Annotated in this window: 18 protein-coding genes, 1 tRNA gene and 2 riboswitches; of the genes, 3 read left to right on the top strand and 16 right to left on the bottom strand. The window is 68.8% G+C overall.

Annotated elements, in window-relative coordinates; genetic code table 11:
• Position 1: 1 nt before the first annotated feature.
• The 10 genes from cobU to EWE75_RS01615 all read right to left on the bottom strand — a co-directional run bounded on the left by cobU (position 2) and on the right by EWE75_RS01615 (position 8,695).
• The gene (gene cobU / locus EWE75_RS01660) at positions 2–508 is read right to left on the bottom strand and encodes a bifunctional adenosylcobinamide kinase/adenosylcobinamide-phosphate guanylyltransferase (protein ID WP_130154968.1); all 507 of its coding nucleotides are present in this window, start codon (positions 506–508) and stop codon (positions 2–4) included.
• Positions 505–1,962: a cobyric acid synthase gene (locus EWE75_RS01655; protein ID WP_130154967.1), complete on the bottom strand. Its 1,458-nt coding sequence runs from the start codon at positions 1,960–1,962 to the stop codon at positions 505–507. The genes cobU and EWE75_RS01655 overlap by 4 nt, the downstream gene beginning before the upstream one ends.
• A complete protein-coding gene (gene cbiB, locus EWE75_RS01650; RefSeq protein ID WP_130154966.1) occupies positions 1,950–2,885 on the bottom strand; it encodes an adenosylcobinamide-phosphate synthase CbiB in 936 nt (311 codons plus the stop codon). The genes EWE75_RS01655 and cbiB overlap by 13 nt, the downstream gene beginning before the upstream one ends.
• Positions 2,878–3,858, bottom strand: coding sequence for a threonine-phosphate decarboxylase (locus tag EWE75_RS01645; RefSeq protein WP_130154965.1), 981 nt, complete (start codon positions 3,856–3,858; stop codon positions 2,878–2,880). Before EWE75_RS01645 ends, cbiB begins: the two co-directional genes overlap by 8 nt.
• Positions 3,855–4,556 (bottom strand): adenosylcobinamide-GDP ribazoletransferase, encoded by a 702-nt coding sequence (locus tag EWE75_RS01640; RefSeq protein ID WP_130154964.1) that lies wholly within the window; start codon positions 4,554–4,556, stop codon positions 3,855–3,857. The genes EWE75_RS01645 and EWE75_RS01640 overlap by 4 nt, the downstream gene beginning before the upstream one ends.
• Positions 4,553–5,122 (bottom strand): histidine phosphatase family protein, encoded by a 570-nt coding sequence (locus tag EWE75_RS01635; RefSeq protein WP_130154963.1) that lies wholly within the window; start codon positions 5,120–5,122, stop codon positions 4,553–4,555. The genes EWE75_RS01640 and EWE75_RS01635 overlap by 4 nt, the downstream gene beginning before the upstream one ends.
• The gene (gene cobT, locus EWE75_RS01630) at positions 5,119–6,132 is read right to left on the bottom strand and encodes a nicotinate-nucleotide--dimethylbenzimidazole phosphoribosyltransferase (protein WP_130154962.1); all 1,014 of its coding nucleotides are present in this window, start codon (positions 6,130–6,132) and stop codon (positions 5,119–5,121) included. Before cobT ends, EWE75_RS01635 begins: the two co-directional genes overlap by 4 nt.
• Positions 6,129–6,536: a DUF1636 domain-containing protein gene (locus tag EWE75_RS01625; RefSeq protein ID WP_130154961.1), complete on the bottom strand. Its 408-nt coding sequence runs from the start codon at positions 6,534–6,536 to the stop codon at positions 6,129–6,131. Before EWE75_RS01625 ends, cobT begins: the two co-directional genes overlap by 4 nt.
• 178 nt (positions 6,537–6,714) lie before the next feature.
• A riboswitch (cobalamin riboswitch) is annotated at positions 6,715–6,903 on the bottom strand.
• A 20-nt stretch (positions 6,904–6,923) separates the two neighbouring features.
• On the bottom strand, positions 6,924–7,697 hold the full coding sequence (locus EWE75_RS01620) for an ABC transporter ATP-binding protein (protein ID WP_130154960.1): 774 nt from the start codon (positions 7,695–7,697) through the stop codon (positions 6,924–6,926).
• The gene (locus tag EWE75_RS01615) at positions 7,691–8,695 is read right to left on the bottom strand and encodes a FecCD family ABC transporter permease (RefSeq protein WP_130154959.1); all 1,005 of its coding nucleotides are present in this window, start codon (positions 8,693–8,695) and stop codon (positions 7,691–7,693) included. The genes EWE75_RS01620 and EWE75_RS01615 overlap by 7 nt, the downstream gene beginning before the upstream one ends.
• Positions 8,696–8,763: 68 nt before the next feature.
• Here EWE75_RS01615 and EWE75_RS01610 point away from each other — a divergent pair, with 68 nt between their 5' ends.
• A complete protein-coding gene (locus EWE75_RS01610; RefSeq protein WP_206364652.1) occupies positions 8,764–9,588 on the top strand; it encodes an ABC transporter substrate-binding protein in 825 nt (274 codons plus the stop codon).
• A gap of 14 nt (positions 9,589–9,602) precedes the next feature.
• Here EWE75_RS01610 and cobO read toward each other — a convergent pair whose 3' ends face one another.
• Both cobO and EWE75_RS01600 read right to left on the bottom strand, forming a co-directional pair.
• Positions 9,603–10,211: a cob(I)yrinic acid a,c-diamide adenosyltransferase gene (gene cobO, locus EWE75_RS01605; RefSeq protein WP_130154958.1), complete on the bottom strand. Its 609-nt coding sequence runs from the start codon at positions 10,209–10,211 to the stop codon at positions 9,603–9,605.
• On the bottom strand, positions 10,211–12,115 hold the full coding sequence (locus EWE75_RS01600) for a TonB-dependent receptor plug domain-containing protein (RefSeq protein ID WP_165388235.1): 1,905 nt from the start codon (positions 12,113–12,115) through the stop codon (positions 10,211–10,213). The genes cobO and EWE75_RS01600 overlap by 1 nt, the downstream gene beginning before the upstream one ends.
• Positions 12,116–12,338: 223 nt before the next feature.
• A riboswitch (cobalamin riboswitch) is annotated at positions 12,339–12,564 on the bottom strand.
• A gap of 119 nt (positions 12,565–12,683) precedes the next feature.
• On the opposite strand from EWE75_RS01600, the gene EWE75_RS01595 reads away from it, so the two are divergent.
• On the top strand, positions 12,684–12,890 hold the full coding sequence (locus EWE75_RS01595) for a hypervirulence associated TUDOR domain-containing protein (RefSeq protein WP_130154956.1): 207 nt from the start codon (positions 12,684–12,686) through the stop codon (positions 12,888–12,890).
• Positions 12,891–12,892: 2 nt separating this feature from the next.
• On the opposite strand, the gene EWE75_RS01590 is transcribed toward EWE75_RS01595, so the two are convergent.
• The gene (locus EWE75_RS01590; protein WP_130154955.1) at positions 12,893–13,855 is read right to left on the bottom strand and encodes a polysaccharide deacetylase family protein; all 963 of its coding nucleotides are present in this window, start codon (positions 13,853–13,855) and stop codon (positions 12,893–12,895) included.
• Positions 13,856–13,948: 93 nt separating this feature from the next.
• Between EWE75_RS01590 and EWE75_RS01585 the strand changes: the two genes are divergently transcribed.
• A complete protein-coding gene (locus EWE75_RS01585; RefSeq protein ID WP_130154954.1) occupies positions 13,949–14,497 on the top strand; it encodes an arsenate-mycothiol transferase ArsC in 549 nt (182 codons plus the stop codon).
• On the opposite strand, the gene EWE75_RS01580 is transcribed toward EWE75_RS01585, so the two are convergent.
• From EWE75_RS01580 to EWE75_RS01570, 3 genes are all read right to left on the bottom strand, one after another.
• Positions 14,481–15,695: a carboxylate--amine ligase gene (locus EWE75_RS01580; RefSeq protein WP_130154953.1), complete on the bottom strand. Its 1,215-nt coding sequence runs from the start codon at positions 15,693–15,695 to the stop codon at positions 14,481–14,483. The two genes, EWE75_RS01585 and EWE75_RS01580, sit on opposite strands and share 17 nt — an antisense overlap.
• Before the next feature lie 75 nt (positions 15,696–15,770).
• Positions 15,771–15,847: transfer RNA gene (locus EWE75_RS01575), tRNA-Pro, on the bottom strand.
• Positions 15,848–15,920: 73 nt separating this feature from the next.
• Positions 15,921–16,172, bottom strand: coding sequence for a hypothetical protein (locus tag EWE75_RS01570; protein WP_130154952.1), 252 nt, complete (start codon positions 16,170–16,172; stop codon positions 15,921–15,923).
• Positions 16,173–16,237: the final 65 nt, after the last annotated feature.

Genomic DNA, 16,237 nt, shown 5'->3' with positions numbered 1-16,237 from the left:
GCTATTTGAGCGATAATGGCAACCCTGCGGTGACGAGAATGACCGTATCGGCAGCGGCGGCGATCCGCTGGTTGAGCAGCCCGGCATGATCGCGGAACCGGCGCGCGAGCGCATTGTCGGGGACGATCCCCAGCCCGACCTCGTTGGCGACGAGGATCACCGGGCCGGGCGCGGTGGTGATGGCATGTTCCAGCGCTTGCGTCGCTGCGTCGATGTCGTGCTCGCCGAGCAGCAGGTTCGAGGTCCATAAGGTCAGGCAGTCGACCAGCAGTACGCGGCCGGGCGCACCATGTTCGACGATCGCCTCGGTCAGCGCGATCGGCGCCTCGACCGTCAGCCAGCGCGAGTCGCGGTCTGCGCGGTGCCGGGCGATGCGGTCGGTCATCTCGGCGTCGAACGCCTGCGCGGTGGCGATGAAGACCAGCTCGCCCGCTATCGCCTCGGCGCGCGCCTGCGCATAGCGGCTCTTGCCCGATCGCGCGCCACCGAGCACGAACAGCGACGTCATGCCGCTTCCACGGCGAGCGCGAGGATCGCATCGATATCGAGGTGGCGTTCCAACTCTGCGGCGATCTCGTCGAGCGCGGCATCGACGCTGGCATGGTAATCGCGCCCGCTCGCCTCCGCGCCGAGCCGCGCGAGCAGCGCCGCGCGCTGCTGCGGATCGGCGAGCAGGCCGTGGACATAGCTGCCCATCACCTGACCGTTCGCGCTGATCGCGCCGTCCATGCGGCCATCGTCGAACGTCGCAAACGCGCGCTCGGCATCGGGGCCACGCGTCTCGCCCATATGCATTTCATAGCCGCGGAACGGCGCATCGAGCGCACGCCCCGTAACCGGGCGCAGCGCCTTGTCTGAGGTCAACACCGTCTCCACGTCGAGCAACCCCAGCCCCGCCGCCTCACCCGCCGGACCTTCGATCCCGTACGGATCGACCACGCGGCGGCCGAGCATCTGATAGCCGCCGCACAGCCCCAGCACCGCGCCACCGCGCCGGTGATGCGCGAGGATGTCGATGTCCCAGCCCTCGCGGCGCATCGCGGCGAGATCGGCGATCGTCGCTTTCGATCCCGGCAGGATGACGAGCGCCGCATCCGCCGGGATCGGCGCTCCGGGCGGCACCATCCGCAGCTCCACCGCAGGCTCCAGCTTCAACGGATCGAGATCGTCGAAGTTCGAGATGCGCGGCAGGATCGGACACGCGACCACCAGCTTGCCCGAGGCGGTTCCGCTGGACCGTTCGAGCACCACCGCATCCTCGCTCGGCAATCGCGCGGTGGCAGCGAGCCACGGCACCACGCCGAAGCCGCGCCAGCCCGCCAACGCCTCGATCTGGCGATAGCCATCCTGGAACAGCGCCGGATCGCCACGGAACTTGTTGATGATGAACCCCCGGATCATCGCCGCATCGGCGGGGTCGATCACCGCGCGCGTGCCGACGATCGCGGCGATCACCCCGCCCCGGTCGATATCACCGATCAGCACGACCGGCACGGCGGCCTCGCGCGCGAAGCCCATGTTGGCGATGTCGCCGGCGCGCAGGTTGATCTCGGCCGGCGAGCCGGCACCCTCGACCACCACGACGTCGCAGGTGCTGCGCAGGCGATGGTAGCTCGCCATCACCTCGCCGAGCAGACGCCCGCGCGCCTCGCGAAAAGTCCCGCCGCCAATCGTGCCGCGCACCCGACCGTGGACGATCAGTTGTGAGGTGCGATCGGCCTGCGGCTTGAGCAGCACCGGGTTCATGTCAGTGTGCGGCGCGATGCGGCAGGCGAGCGCCTGAAGCGCCTGCGCGCGACCGATCTCGCCGCCATCGACGGTGACGGCGGCGTTGTTTGACATGTTCTGCGGCTTGAACGGCCGGACGGTGAGGCCTCGATTGGCGAGCGCGCGGCAGACACCCGCGACCAGCACCGACTTGCCGACATCCGAGCCGGTGCCCTGAAACATCACAGCGCCCATGCGGCGAATCCTGCGACCAGCCACAGCGCGAGGCAAGCACGGACATACAGCGTGAGCGCACGGCCGATATCGCGCGCATCGGCGTCGCGGCGACCCTCGCCGATCCACGGCTTCATTGCGACGACAGTGTCATAGGCGATCGGTCCGGCCAGGCTGAGGCCGAGCGCACCCGCCATCGCCGCCTCGGTCCAGCCGGCATTGGGCGAAGCGTGTTTACCCGCGTCGCGCCACATGATCCGCCAGCCGCCCGCGCCGACGAGGCACAGCAGCGCGCCGGCCAGCCGCGCCGGGATCAAGTTGAGCGCATCGTCGGTGCGCGCCGCCGCCCAGCCGAACGCACGCCAGCGTGGCTCGCGGTGGCCGATCAAGCTGTCGGCGGTGTTGATCGCCTTATAGACCCACAAGCCCGGCAATCCCCCGATCAGCAGCCAGAACAGCGGCGCGGCGACGCCATCGCAAAAGCTCTCGGCGAGACTCTCGATCGCGGCGCGTGCCACCCCGGCGGTGTCGAGCTTTTGCGTATCGCGGCCGACGATCATCGCCACCGCAGCCCGCCCCGCCACGACATCGCCGTTCGCGAGCGCGACTTCCACGGCGCGGACGTGATCGAACAGGCTGCGCTGGGCAAGTCCCGGCACCGCCAGCAGCGCGCAGACGAGCCAGCCCCATGTGCCCAACATCGCGGACGCGCGTTGCAGCGCGAACGCTGTGCCGCCGACGAGCGCGATCAGCAACAGCACGACGATGACGCCAGCCGTCCGCCGCGCCGCGAACGGCCATACCGGTCGGTTCCCCCGCGCCTCACCCGCCGAGATGATCGCCGCGAACGCCCCCACCGGATGGCCGATGCGCGCGTACAACCCCGCCGGCCACCCGACCGCCGCCTCCACCGCAAGCGCGACCAGCGCGACCGGCTCAGCCATCCGCCAGCGCCCGTTCGAGCCGCTCCAGCGCAGCCGCGCTCCCCGGCAGGCCGAGGCGGAGCCAGCGTGGATCATAGTCGAACGGCCGCGTCAGGATCGCGTGCCGCGCAAGCTGCGCGAAGGTCGCACCGGCATCCGGCACGTCTATGAGACGAAACAACGGGCACGCCCCGACCGGCACGAGCCCGCGCCTCAGCAGCATGGCGTCGAGGTCAGCCGCGTCCCGCGCGAGTTGCGCGCGCATCGTCATGATCCAGTCGGCATCGCGGTACGCAGCGGTGCCGATCGCGATCGCGGCGGCAGACACCGGCCACGCGCCGAGCAGCGCGCGAACCCGCGCGATCACCCCGCGCGGCGCGATCATGAAGCCGAGCCGCACCCCGGCCAGCCCAAAAAACTTGCCGAACGAGCGGAACACGATCAGCCGGGCGTCGTCCGCGACGTGCGCAGCGATGCTTGTCGGCGCGTCCGTACCGGCGTCCGCAAAGGCTTCATCGACCACCAGCCAGCCGTCGCGCGCGCTCAGGCGATCATGCGCTGCCAGCAGATTGTGTGCGGACCGGAAGCGCCCATCGGGATTGTTGGGATTGGCGACGATGACCATGCCTTCGGAAGCGACCGAAAGCGTGTCGATCGCCACGCTGCCCGCGAACATCTCGGCGTGGGTGCGGTAGGTCGGCGCGAGGTGCCGCGCCGGCCCCGGCAGCACCGTCCCGAGCAGCCTCAGGCCGATCTCGGTGCCCGGTAGCGCGGCGACATAGTCCCGATCGACCCCGAAATACGCCGCCGCCGTCGTCTCCAACGTGCGCAGTTCGCCCTCGTCGGGCAGCCGCGCCCAGTCGATCGCCAGCCCGCTGACACCAGGCCACGGATGCGGATTGATGCCGGTCGACAAATCGAGCCACTCCGCGCCGGTATCGCCGAACGCGGCGCGCGCGTCGGCAAGCCGGCCGCCATGATGGGTCCAGCTCACAGCAGCGCCGCCACCAACAAGGCGGTCTCGACCAGTTCTATCCCGGCGCCGTGGCCATCGCCCGAGACCCCACCGACCGCGCGGCGCAGGTACACTGCCCAACCCGCCAGCAGCACCGGCGTAACGAGAATCGCAGGCCAGACAAACCCCGCCCCCGCCAACACCGCCGCCCAAACCAGGATATCCACCCCCCGCACCGCTGCGCGAAAGCGCGATGCGAGGCCCGCGTGGAGCGGGGGCAACCACCGGGTCCACGCCAGCGGCCCGATCCGCGCCGCGAACGGGATCAGCACGAGCGGCCCCCACATCCCAGCCGCCACCAGCGCATGCAACAGCACCAGCTTGGCGACGATCTGCAAGGCGAGCGCGACCACGCCGAAGCTGCCGACATGCGGATCGGCGAGCACCGCGAGCAGCCGCGCGCGATCGCCATGCGCCGCCCCGCGCGCATCGGCGAGATCGGCGAGACCATCGAGATGCAGCGCGCCGGTCACGCCGGTCCACACCGCGAGCGCCGCCAGCGCGCCGAGCCACGCATCGCTCCGTGCCAGCCAGCCAGCACCTGCGACCAATGCGCCGATCAGCAGCCCGACCATCGGAAACCAGCGGATCGACGCGGCGAAATCCGTCTCGCTCGCGGTAACGCGCGGCGTCGGTAGGCGCGTCAGAAACTGGATGGCGAGCAGCAAGCCCTTCACGGCCACAATGCCATGATCTGCGCAGTGCGCGGGCTTCCCGGCCACACCTTGAGGCTGAGCATCGCCGCATAGGGCAGATCGAACGCCCAAAGCTGACGCTGCTCGAACCCGCACAACCCGGCAAGCGCCGCGCGCATCGCCCCGCCGTGCGTGACGACCAATGTGGTACGCGGCGGCAAGGCTGCGACGGCCTCACCCACACGCGCCACCAGCGCCGACCAGCGCTCGCCACCGGGCGGCGGCGCGGCATCGGGATCGTCCCAGAAGCAGCCGAGCGCGACCGGATCGATTTCGCTGGTGGCAAGCCCGTCCCACGCGCCGAAATCGAGTTCGCGCCAGCGCGCGTCGATCGCCACCGGCAGGCCGAGATCGCCGCCGATCGCCTGCGCGGCGAGCCCGGCACGGGCGAGGTCAGAGGCTATTACCGCCTCGATATCCAGATCGCTGGCCTGATCGCGGCAGGCGCGGATGCCCTCAGCCGTCGGCGCGAGGTCGGTCCGCCCGAGCAACCGCCCTGTGATCTTGGGCGCGCCGTGGCGCAGCAGGTGCAGGACGAACGGTGTCATCCCGCGCCCGACACGCCCGCTTCGGCGAAGGTCGCCATGCCGTCATGCGCCGCCAACGCCGCGCGGACGATGTTGGCCGCGACCGCTGCGCCGCTCGCCTCGCCGAGCCGCATGTCGAGGTGGAGGATCGGCTCCAGCCCGAGCGCGGCCAGCAAACGCCGGTGCCCCGGTTCGGCCGAACAATGGCCGGCGAGGCAATGCGCGATCGACGCGGGCGCCGCCACCGCCAGCGGCGCGACCGCCGAACAGCAAATGAACCCGTCGAGCAGCACCGGCACGCGCACCTGCCGCGCGCGCAGCACCGCGCCGGCGATGGCGGCGATCTCGCGCCCGCCGACCCGGCGCAGCGTTTCGAACGCGGTCATCGGTGCATCGGCGTGACAGGCGATGGCCCGATCCACCACCGCTACCTTCCGAGCGATGCCCGCGTCGTCGATGCCCGTGCCCGGCCCGACCCAGACCGCGGCGTCGCCGCCCAGACTGCGCGCGCACAGCGCTGCGGCGGCGGTGGTGTTGCCGATCCCCATCTCGCCCAGCACCAGTAGGTCCAGCCCTGCCTCGACGGTCGACGCGCCGGCGGACAGTGCGGCGAGGCACTCGTCCTCGGTCATCGCCGGCGCGACGGTGAAGTCGGCGGTTGGCCGGTCGAGATCGAGCGCCACCACCTTCAGCTCCAGCCCAGCCGCACGGGAAAGCGCGTTGATCGCCGCGCCGCCATGCTCGAAATTGGCGACCATCTGCGCCGTCACCGCCGCCGGGAACGCGCTCACATTATGCGCGACGACGCCGTGGTTGCCGGCGAACACCACGGCGCGTCCACGTTCGAGGCGTGGCCGTGCGCGGCCTTGCCAGCCGGCGAAGAAGATCGCGATCTCCTCCAGCCGACCAAGCGAGCCGGGCGGTTTGGTGAGGTCCGCCTGCCGCGCGCGCGCCTGCGCGATGACCTCCGCATCGGGCGCGATCGGCGCCGCGAGCGCGGCCTCGAAGTCAGCGAGCGTCGCGAAGCTCATTCGGCGACGAAGCCCGGCGGGGGCGTCCGGGTAATGAAATGCCCCTTCACCCCCTGCGGCCACCGCGCGAAGGGCACGCGGCCATGCTCGCTCTCGGCATATTCGACCGCATAATCGAGGATCGCGCGCGCCGCCTCCGCATCCGGTGCGAACCGGCCGAGCACATAGCCGACCTTGTCGGTTGCGCGCAGGTGGACGGTGCAGAAATCCGCGCAGGCGAACAGGCACGGCATCTCCTGCACCGCGACGCCCGCGTACCGAGCGTCCGACGCCTTCACCGCGCGCAACGCCGCCACCAGTTTCGCGCCGCCGCGAAGACCCGCCGCATCCTCGCGCGCGTCGGTTGTATGGCGGCAAGTGTTGCACGCGACGATCGCCGGACCATCCTCGACTCGTTTGAGCATCAGGTGATCAGCGCGCCCGGGCGCGAAAAGGCATAGAGAAACTGCGACATCGAACCGGCACCCACGACACGGGCCGCGCACGGTGCGCCATGTCCATGACAGGGCGCACCGCCAAACGCAGTCCAACCATGTCGCCTCTCGGGTTCACCCCCGTTCGCCCGGCACACCCTGTCCGCACGAATGACGACCGCGACGGGCAGGTCTCCTGGCTCGCGGGTCAGTGCCGGTTCGCGCCGCCTTCTCGAAATCTTACGATCCCAATGGCCTGTGGCGCGATGGCTCGCCGCTTACAGTTGCAGGGGCAGCCGGGGTTCTCCCGTTCCCTTTTCATCCCCGTCGCCGGGGAACCTGTCGCGGGTCCGGCGGTAGCTGCGGTGGTAGGGCGCGTCAATATGCCCGCGCGGTGGGCACGATCATGGTGGTTTCGCCATGCCGTTCGATCGTCGCGGTAATCCCATAGACCGCGCGCAGGCGCTCGGGCGTGAGCACCTCGCGCGGGGTGCCGTCGGCGACGATCGTGCCTGCGTCGATCAGCACCAGCCGATCGCAATAGCGCGCCGCCATCGTCAGGTCGTGCAGCACCGTCACGACGAGCGACCCGCCCCGCGCCTCGGCGCGGAGCAACTCCATCACGTCGATCTGATGCCCCGGATCGAGCGCGGCGAGCGGCTCGTCAGCGAGCAGCCCCGGCGCCTCGACCGCGAGCGCGCGGGCGAGCAATACGCGCGCCCGTTCGCCGCCCGAAAGGTCTGTGGCGATCCGCTCCCGCAGATCCGCCACGCCGGCACGTTTCAGCGCGCGCTCGACCGCCACCGCATCCGCATCGCCGAGGCGCGACATCGGCGCGAGGTGCGGCAACCGGCCAAGCGCCACGAGCCGTTCGACCGTGAGTGGCCAGTGCAACGTCTGCCCCTGCGGCAGATAAGCCACCTTCCGCGCGACCGCCCCGCGCGCCATGTGCGAGAGCGGGACATCGTCGATACGGATGCTGCCCGTCGACGCGATCAGCCCGAGCATCGCCCGCAGCAGCGTCGATTTGCCCGCGCCATTGGGTCCAATGATGCCGACCAGCGCCCCGGGCGTCAGCACCGCGCTGACGTCGCGCACCACCGGTCGCCGCCCGAGCGACACGCCAACACCGTCGAGCGCGATCGTCACCACAGCCGCCGCTCCCGCATCAGATAGGCGAGGAACACCGGCACGCCGAGGAACGCCGTCACCACACCGAGCTTGAGTTCGTTGGTCGAGGGGATCAGCCGCACGCCGATGTCGGCCAGCGTCAGCAGCACCGCCCCAGCGAGCGCCGAGGGCAGCAGGATCGCCGAGGGGCTGCGGTCGGTGAGCGGGCGCACCAGATGCGGCACGATCAGCCCGACGAAGCCGATCGACCCCGACACCGCCACCGCCCCGCCCACGCCGATCGCGACGCCGAGCAGCAGTCGCAACCGCGTCGCACGCAGATCGGCGCCGAGCGCACGCGCTCCATCCTCGCCGAGCGTCAGCGCATCGAGCGCGCGGCCGTCGAACAGCAGCAAAGCCGCGCCCACAGCGATGCACGGCAGTGCGATCCAGACGTGCTGGAACGATCGGTTTTCGAGACTGCCGAGCAGCCACGTCATGATCTCCATCGCCGCGAACGGATTGGGCGACAGGTTGAGCGCGAGACTGATCGCCGCCCCCGCCAAAGTCGAGACGGCGATCCCGGCGAGGATCAGCGTGAGCGGGCTTTCCGACCGGCCCGCCAGCGCGAACAGCATAACCAGCGACACGAGGCCCGCAGCGATCGCCAGTACCGGCAGCACCAGCGGGTTCAGTTCGGCGAGTCCGAAATAGATCGCGCCAACCGCGCCGAGCGCTGCGGCGTTGGAGGCGCCGAGCACCGACGGTTCGGCGAGCGGGTTGCGCAGATAGCCCTGCAACGCCGCCCCGGCCAGCCCGAGCATCGCCCCGACGGCGAGACCGAGGATCGTGCGGGGAAGGCGCAATTCGATCACGATCGCGGTCGCGACCGGATCGCCCCGCCCGGCGAGCGCCGCCAGCACGCGCGCCGGGGCGAGCGGCACCGATCCCAGCGCCAGCGAGCCGATCGCGGCGACGATCATCAGCGCGATCAGGCCGCCGATCAGCGCCGATCGCCTGCCGCGCGGCGTGGCGGCCATCACGCCAACCCCCGTGGCAGGGGATCGCCTGACTTGTGTCGCCGATGCGTTCGCTTATGGGCGTCGCGATGATGCGCCGTCGCCTTTTGTCGATACTGCTCGCGCTCGGTGCGACGGCAGCCGCGCCGCCGCCCGCACACACGCCGCGCCGGATCGTCTCGCTCAACCTGTGCGCCGATCAGTTGCTGGTCGATCTCGCCGATCGCGGCCAGATCGCCGGGCTGACGCGCAACGCGCCCGATGCCGAGATGTCCGCCGTGGCCGCCCGCACGCGCGGGTTGCATATCCTCGGCCAGTCCGCCGAGGAAATCCTCGCGATCGACCCCGATCTGATCGTCGGCGCGCCGTCCTTCCAGGGCGGCATGATGGCGGTGCTCGCGCCGCACCACTATCCCGTGGTCGATCTCGCATGGGCGAACAGCTACGCCGATATCGTCGCGCAAATCCGTCAGGTCGCGCGCGCCATCGGCCATCCCGCACGCGGCGAAGCGCTGATCGCGCGCATGAACCGCGATCTCGCCGCGCTGCCGCGTGCGCCCGGCCACCCGGTTGCCGCCTATTACCAGCGGCGCGGGTACATGACCGGCACCGGCACGCTGGTCGATGAGATGATGACGCGCGTCGGCCTGACCAACCTCGCCGCCAAGCTCGGCAAGCCCGTGCTGTCCCAAGTGTCGCTCGAAGAACTGGTCGCCGCGAAACCAGACTATCTGATCGTCGAGACCGGTTCCGAACGCATCGTCGATCAGGGCACCGAAATGCTCCACCATCCGATCCTCGCCCGCATCCCGCGCCTGCGCCTGCCGCAAGCGTGGACGGTATGCGGCGGCCCCGCCTATGTGCTGGCGGCACAGAGTCTCGCGCGGCAAATCGCGGCAACCCGCGCGCGCTAAACCCTTGGGGAGAGTCAAAACTCCACGCCCGCCTGCGCCTTCACGCCCTGCTCGCGGAACGGATGTTTCACCAAGGTCATCTCGGTGACGAGATCGGCCACGTCGATCAGCGGTTGCGGCGCGTTGCGCCCGGTGATGACGACATGCGTCATCGCCGGCTTGGCGGCGAGCGTCGCCAGCACCTCGTCCAGCGGCAAATAATCGTAGCGCAGGACGATGTTGAGTTCGTCCGCCACCACCATCGCATAGCTCGGATCGGCGATCATCCGCTTGACCTCTTCCCAGGCGGTGCGCGCGACGTCGATGTCGCGGGCACGGTCCTGCGTGTCCCAGGTGAAGCCTTCGCCCATCGGCTTGAACTCGACAAGCTCGGGAAAGCGATCGAACACCGCTTTCTCGCCTGTCGCCATCGCGCCCTTGACGAACTGGACGACGCCGACCTTCTGCCCGTGCCCGATCGCACGCACCACCATGCCGAGCGCAGCGGTGGTCTTGCCCTTGCCGGTGCCGGTATGGACGATGACGAGCCCCTTCTCGACCGTTTTGGCCGCAACGATCTTGTCGTGCGCGGCCTGGCGCTTGCGCATCTTGGCGGCGTGCTCTGCCTCGGTCCGCTCGCGCATCAGATCCGCGCCTTGATGCCGCCGTAGCCGGCACGGCCCGGGCTGCGGAACCCGACATTCTCGCGGTAATCGGTATCGAGCAGATTCTCGACCCGCCCGAACAGCGACACCCCGCGCGCGAGCGTCACGTCCGCACCGAAGTTCACCAGCGTATACGCCTTCAACGTCTCGGTCGCGAAGGTCGCGAAATTGGTGTCGCGCGAGTCGCCATTGTAGCGCACCGTCAGGTTCGCGCCGAAGCGATCGGTCTTCGCGCGCCACGCGAGGTTGGCGCTGCCAATGTGCGACGGGCGGCGGGTCAGCACGACATCGGCTTCGTCATGCGCGTCGAGATAGGTGTAGCTGCCGTCGAACCGGAACCCCGCCGGCAAATCGACATTGGCTGACACCTCGACGCCCTGATGCGGCGACGATCCAGTCGCGTTGATGACGGTATAGACCGGATCGAAGGTGCTGACGATCTTGTGGCGCAGCACCGCGTTGAAATAGGTCACGTCGATGCGGCCATGCCCGGCGAGGAACGATTGCTCGACGCCCGCCTCCCAGCCGGTCGATTGCTCGGGCTTGAGGTTGGGATTGCCGACGAAACCGCTGGTCGGCGCATAGCCGAACAGTTCGGAAAAGACCGGCGCCTTCACGCCCGTGCCCCCCGCCGCATGGATTCGCGTGCCGCTGTCGAAGCGGTAGCTCGCTTGCAAATGCCATGTGGTCGTATCGCGGAACCGCTGGTTGATGTCGTGGCGCACTGCCCCGCCGAGGCCGAGCCGCCCGCCGATGGTAAGCTGATACTGGCCGACCAGCCCCCAATTCTCGGTACTGTTGAACGGATTGCTGCCGGTGATGAACGCCGAAGTGCCGCGATATTCCTCATGCTCGTAATCGACCGCGCCGGTGATGACATGGCTGACCGCATCGTCGCCCAACTTGAGTGCGGAGACGAACGACACCTTCTTGCGCCGGCCGGTGTCGCCGGTGGTCTCGGCACCAGTGTCGTCGAAATAGTGGCGCTGCGAATCCTGCACTTGCGCGCTCAGGTCGTTGCTCCACCGCCCGTCGGCGGTATCGTAATGCGCGCCGACCAGCGCGTAGACCGCATCGTTGAGATAATTGCCGCCGGAATCGATCGCATTGCCGGTGACGACATAATCCTGATCGTTCACGTCCGCATCGATATGGGTATAGCGCACCACGCCGCGCAGCGCGAAGCCGCCGGACCTGTAGCCGAACTTGCCGTTGACCGTGCCGATCTTCGAGCCGATCGGGCGCGATCCGTCCGGCGCGACGACATAGCCGCCGATCCCCGAATACGAGCCGCCGACCGCATAGTCGAAATCGCCGACCGTGCCCGCCCCGCGCGCCGCGCCGTTGACGGTGTTGAACGATCCCGCCTCGATATTGCCGGCGAAGCCCGGCATCTCGCGTCCGCTCGCGGTGATGTAGTTGATGACGCCGCCGATCGCGTCCGATCCATAGAGCGCGCTCTGCTCGCCGCGCAGCACTTCAACACGCGCGCCCGGATCGGCAACCAGCGAGGCGAAATCATATTCTCCATAATAGGGATCAGCCGCCTCGATGCCGTCGATCAGCACGAGCGTGTGGTTGCTCTCGGCGCCGCGAATCCGCACCTGCGTCATCCCGCCGACCGCGCCGGTGCGGTTGACCGACACGCCGGGCACGTCGCGCAGCACGTCCGAGACGATCACCGTCTGGCGGTCGGCGAGATCCTGCGCCGACAGCAATGTCGCCGAAGACCCGAGCGTCGCGGTCGAAATGCCGCCGGCGGCGCGGGCGGCGGTGACGACGACGGTGTCCGTCACGCTATCGGTGGCATCGTCGGGCGCGGTTTGCGCGAGTGCTGGTGTGGCGACCGTCACAGCGATCAGCGACATCATGGTGTTCTTCATCGTCTTACCCCCGGGCGTCGAGCGAAGCGCGGCTGGGGCGAGCCGTCCGCTGGCGCGAACGACCGATCGCATGTGCGTCAGGCGGACGCCGATCGGCGCCTGACACCACGCGACCCTTGCGGCCCCGGCCGCAGGGTCCGGGTTCGGCAAAGCCATGCTTCGCCGGAACCCGTTCGTCGCTCAGACGGAGGACCGTGCCACGGCCTGTTCCTGGACCTTGGCAAGAGCGACCACGACGCCGGCAGGTCTCCTGGCTCACGGGTCAGGGCTTGATGCACACCTTCCCAGCGGATGTTTGGCATCCGCCAGTGGCCGCCCGGACGTGTCCGGGCCAGTGCATCGCGCTCGCCGCTTACAGTTGCAGGGACAGCTATGGATTTGGACCGGGCGGCCCGCACCATATTCCCGTTTTCAGCCCCTCTCGGGGCACCGACGCGATCATGAGCGGATCGTCACCAACCCGCTCGGCCCGGCGCTTAGGACAGATAGCCAATGCCGCCAACCGGAATCGATCGCGTGGAACCCAAGCGGCGCCTGCCCCGTCTTACCGACAGCAAGGAGCGGCGCGATGGCGATTCATCTGAAGAAAGGCGACAAAGTCTCGTGGAAGAGCCACGGCGGCACCGCGCACGGCACGGTGGTAAAGAAACAGACCACCGAGACCAAAATCAAGGGTCATAACGTCGCCGCCAGCAAGGACGACCCACAGTTCATCGTCGAAACCGAAGCGGGCAAGCAAGCCGCGCACAAGCCGGAGGCGCTCAAGCGCGATTAAGGTCAGGCCGCGCGCTCGTAGAGCGCGGTGGCGACCGCCTGTTCCACCATCCGCTCCGCAGTGCGAACCCGGTTGGCCGCGAGCAATGGTCGCGCCGTCTTCGCGTTCGCCAGTACCGCAGCCGGATCGAGATCGCGGAACCCCGCGCTGCGTAAGCCCGCATCGCGCGCGATCGCCTCGCACATCGCGCGGAAGCGGCGCATCACCATCCGGTTGGGCCGCTTGCGGTCGCGCGAGAGCATCTCGAAACTGTGAGTCACGATGACGAACGGGTTCTCCCCCGCTGCGGCATGACGCAGCGCCGCGCGCATCTCCCAGCCCGACAGCGCGCAGATCTGTGCCGGGCGGAAATGCCCAGGCCGGTCGAACAGACCCGACACCGGCAGTTCGACCACGCCGCCGAGACCGACCGGCGCGTGCGTCTTGCGGCTGACCCGGCAGCTATCGTCGGGGCAGCCGATGTTGACGCTGCTGTCCCACGTCATGCCGAGCGTCGCCAGCGCGGCGATGGTGCGATCGTCCGCGCCGTAATTGCCCGCGCGAAACGCCGTCGGGCGTGGCGCGCCGGCGGCGGTGAGCAGGTCGCGGGCAAGCGTCAGCAAGGTGATTTGCTCGGCCAGTTCGAAATCGCCGATGTTCCGCCCACGTCCGCCGACCGGGGCGTGCGACGCCCATTCGAGCCACTCGGTATGGATGTGCAATTGCACCTCATGCCCGCGCGCGAGCATCGGTGCGATCATCGGCGCGAGAAACTCCGGGCCGTGCGCGAGCGCTGGCATCGGATCGACGAAGAACACGCCCTTCAACCCGGCGCGCTCCAGTTCGTCCATTTGCCAACCGACGCCATACGCCGCATCGCCGACCCGCCCCGCGATCGACCGATCGAGATTGTCGGCAAGGCTCGCCCCGTGCCGGTGCAGGCGCGAGGACAGTTCGGTGTCGATCGTGACAAGGACTTCGGCCATATGTGCGCCAGCGATGCCAGCGCGGCGTTAACATCGCGTGTGCGCTTATCCGCTCCTTAACGCCTCGGCGCTATCCGCCACGCTTGTATGGAGATGATCGACACTCGCTACGGCACGTTTCGCGGGCTGGTCCGGCTCGCGCTGACGCGGGCCGAATTGGCGATCGGCGACGGCGGCGTGTTCTTGCCCGATCCCGCCGCGATCCGCCGGCTGGTGTTCGTCTGCCACGGCAACATCTGCCGAAGCGCCTTCGCCGACGTGCTGGCGCGCAAACACGGCCTCACCACCGCTTCGTTCGGCCTGTCGACCGCGAACGACAAGCCCGCGCATCCTCCGGTCGCGGAAGCGGCGGCGACGATGGGACATGATCTCGGCGCGCACCGCTCGCTGCGGGTGCAGGATTACACGCCCGAAGAGGGCGATCTGCTGCTCGCGATGGAAACCCGACATCTCCGCAAGCTCGCCGTCGATCCGGCGCTGGCGGCAGTGCCGCGCACATTGCTCGGCCGCTACACGCGGCCCGCGACGCCGCATCTGCACGATCCCTATCAGCTCAGCGACGCCTATACGCGCGTCTGCCTGGAGCGGATCGCCACCGCGATCCCCGTGCTTGCCGCCGCCTTCCCTAACGCTTCAGCTTAGCGAGGATGCCGGTCACGTCGCGCAGCAGCGGCTTGGGATCGGACCATGACCATATGTAATAGCCGGTTCGCGGGTTGAGGAACTCGGCAAGGTAGGACGCCGCCTCCCGCCACCGGCTGAACGGCGGTCGCCCCGCACCAGCGATGTCGGGGTCGCGCAGAATCTGGACCAGCCGCTTGGTGTCGGGGATGGCATAGCGCGCGCGGCGCGGGCGATATGTGATCGTCCCACCGGCGGGTTCGCGCAGCACGGCATGGCGATATTGCTCCCACGCGAAGCACGCGCCCGCCTGGCTGGCGAGCGGCAGGCTCCCCCAGAAGCGGCCGTTGATCTCCATTAGCCAATAGCGCCCGGTCGCGGGATCGTGGCGATATTCGACCATCGCCGGCCCGTCCCAGCCGATCGCGGCGAGCAACGCCTCGGACTTCGCCATCTGCTCGCGGTGCAGATCGGCCGGCACGGTCGCGCACAGGGTCGAGACGCCGCCGCTCGCCGGAAACTCCCGCAAACGCCGATGCTGGAAGCGCAGCCGCGCCGCGCCGTCCGCCATCATCAGCATCTGGCCGAAGCCATAGCCACCGACCCAAGTCTGTACGATCGGATAGTCACCGAGCGCTTCGTAGCGCGCGAGCCGTCGCAACAGCTCGTCCGGCGTGCGCGCATAGTCCGCTTTCTCGAACGCGATACCCGCCGCGTCGAGCCGTGCGAACATCGCCGGCGGATCGCTCCATTTCAGCACCACCGGATAGGCAAGCGTCGCCGCCCGCTCGGCGAGCGGCTCGCCAACACGCGGTTGCCAGCTTTCGGGCGTGAGAATGCCGACCGCACGCGCCGCATCGAGCGTTTTCAGTTTGTCGAGGACGATGTCGAGCTTGGCCTTGCGCGGCGTCAGCACCCGGCATGCGCCGATCGTTTCCGGCAGGCTCGACAGTTCGAGCAGATCGCCCTCGCTGATCGAGAACAGCGCAGCGGCGCCGGTTTCGGCGATCAGATCGGGCAGCCATTCCGCCAGCGCGCGATCCTTGGGCCGCAGCACGAACCGCGAGCTGTATCGCGACGCGCCACCGACCGAATAGGCCGATCGCCCGATCGCAATGACCGGCACGCCGAACCGCCCCAATTCACGCACAACGGTCAGCCCGATCGCAGTATCCACCCCCAGAACGATCGCGGGCGGGAGAGGATGCGGGCGGCTCATCGCGATCGACCCTGCCGCCCGCCCGTAAGCTTGGCAAGCCGGTCCGCGCACAGAGGCCCCTACGGACTAAGAAAATGGTCGGGGAGACAGGATTCGAACCTGCGACATCCTGCTCCCAAAGCAGGCGCGCTACCAGACTGCGCCACTCCCCGACGCGGGAGGCGCCCCTTTAGGCGAAGCGGTTCGCGAAGAGCAAGCGCTCAATCGCGAACGGCTGTGGACTGTTTACGGCTGGGTGGCGCCGTCAGCGGTCTTCGCGGCCGAATCGCCGACCTTCTTGGCGCTATCGCCGATATCCTTGGCAGCGCCGGAGACGGCATCGGTGCGGATCGTGTCGTTGCGGCTCTTGTTCATCAGGAACATCGAACCGATCACCAGCGCGAACGCCAGAACGATCGCGATCAGCCACGTCGCGCCGCTGCCGCGTCGCTCGATGATGGTGGTATGCGGGGTGTCGGTCACACGGTCATCGCTCATCGCTCGGCTCCTCGTCCTATGTGTTTACAAAACGAGGAGGCGCGCGCGATTGTTCCCGAATCGGA

The organism is Sphingomonas populi (genome assembly GCF_004208535.1).
Taxonomy (GTDB): domain Bacteria; phylum Pseudomonadota; class Alphaproteobacteria; order Sphingomonadales; family Sphingomonadaceae; genus Sphingomonas; species Sphingomonas populi.
This window is presented reverse-complemented; position numbering and strand designations above follow the sequence as displayed.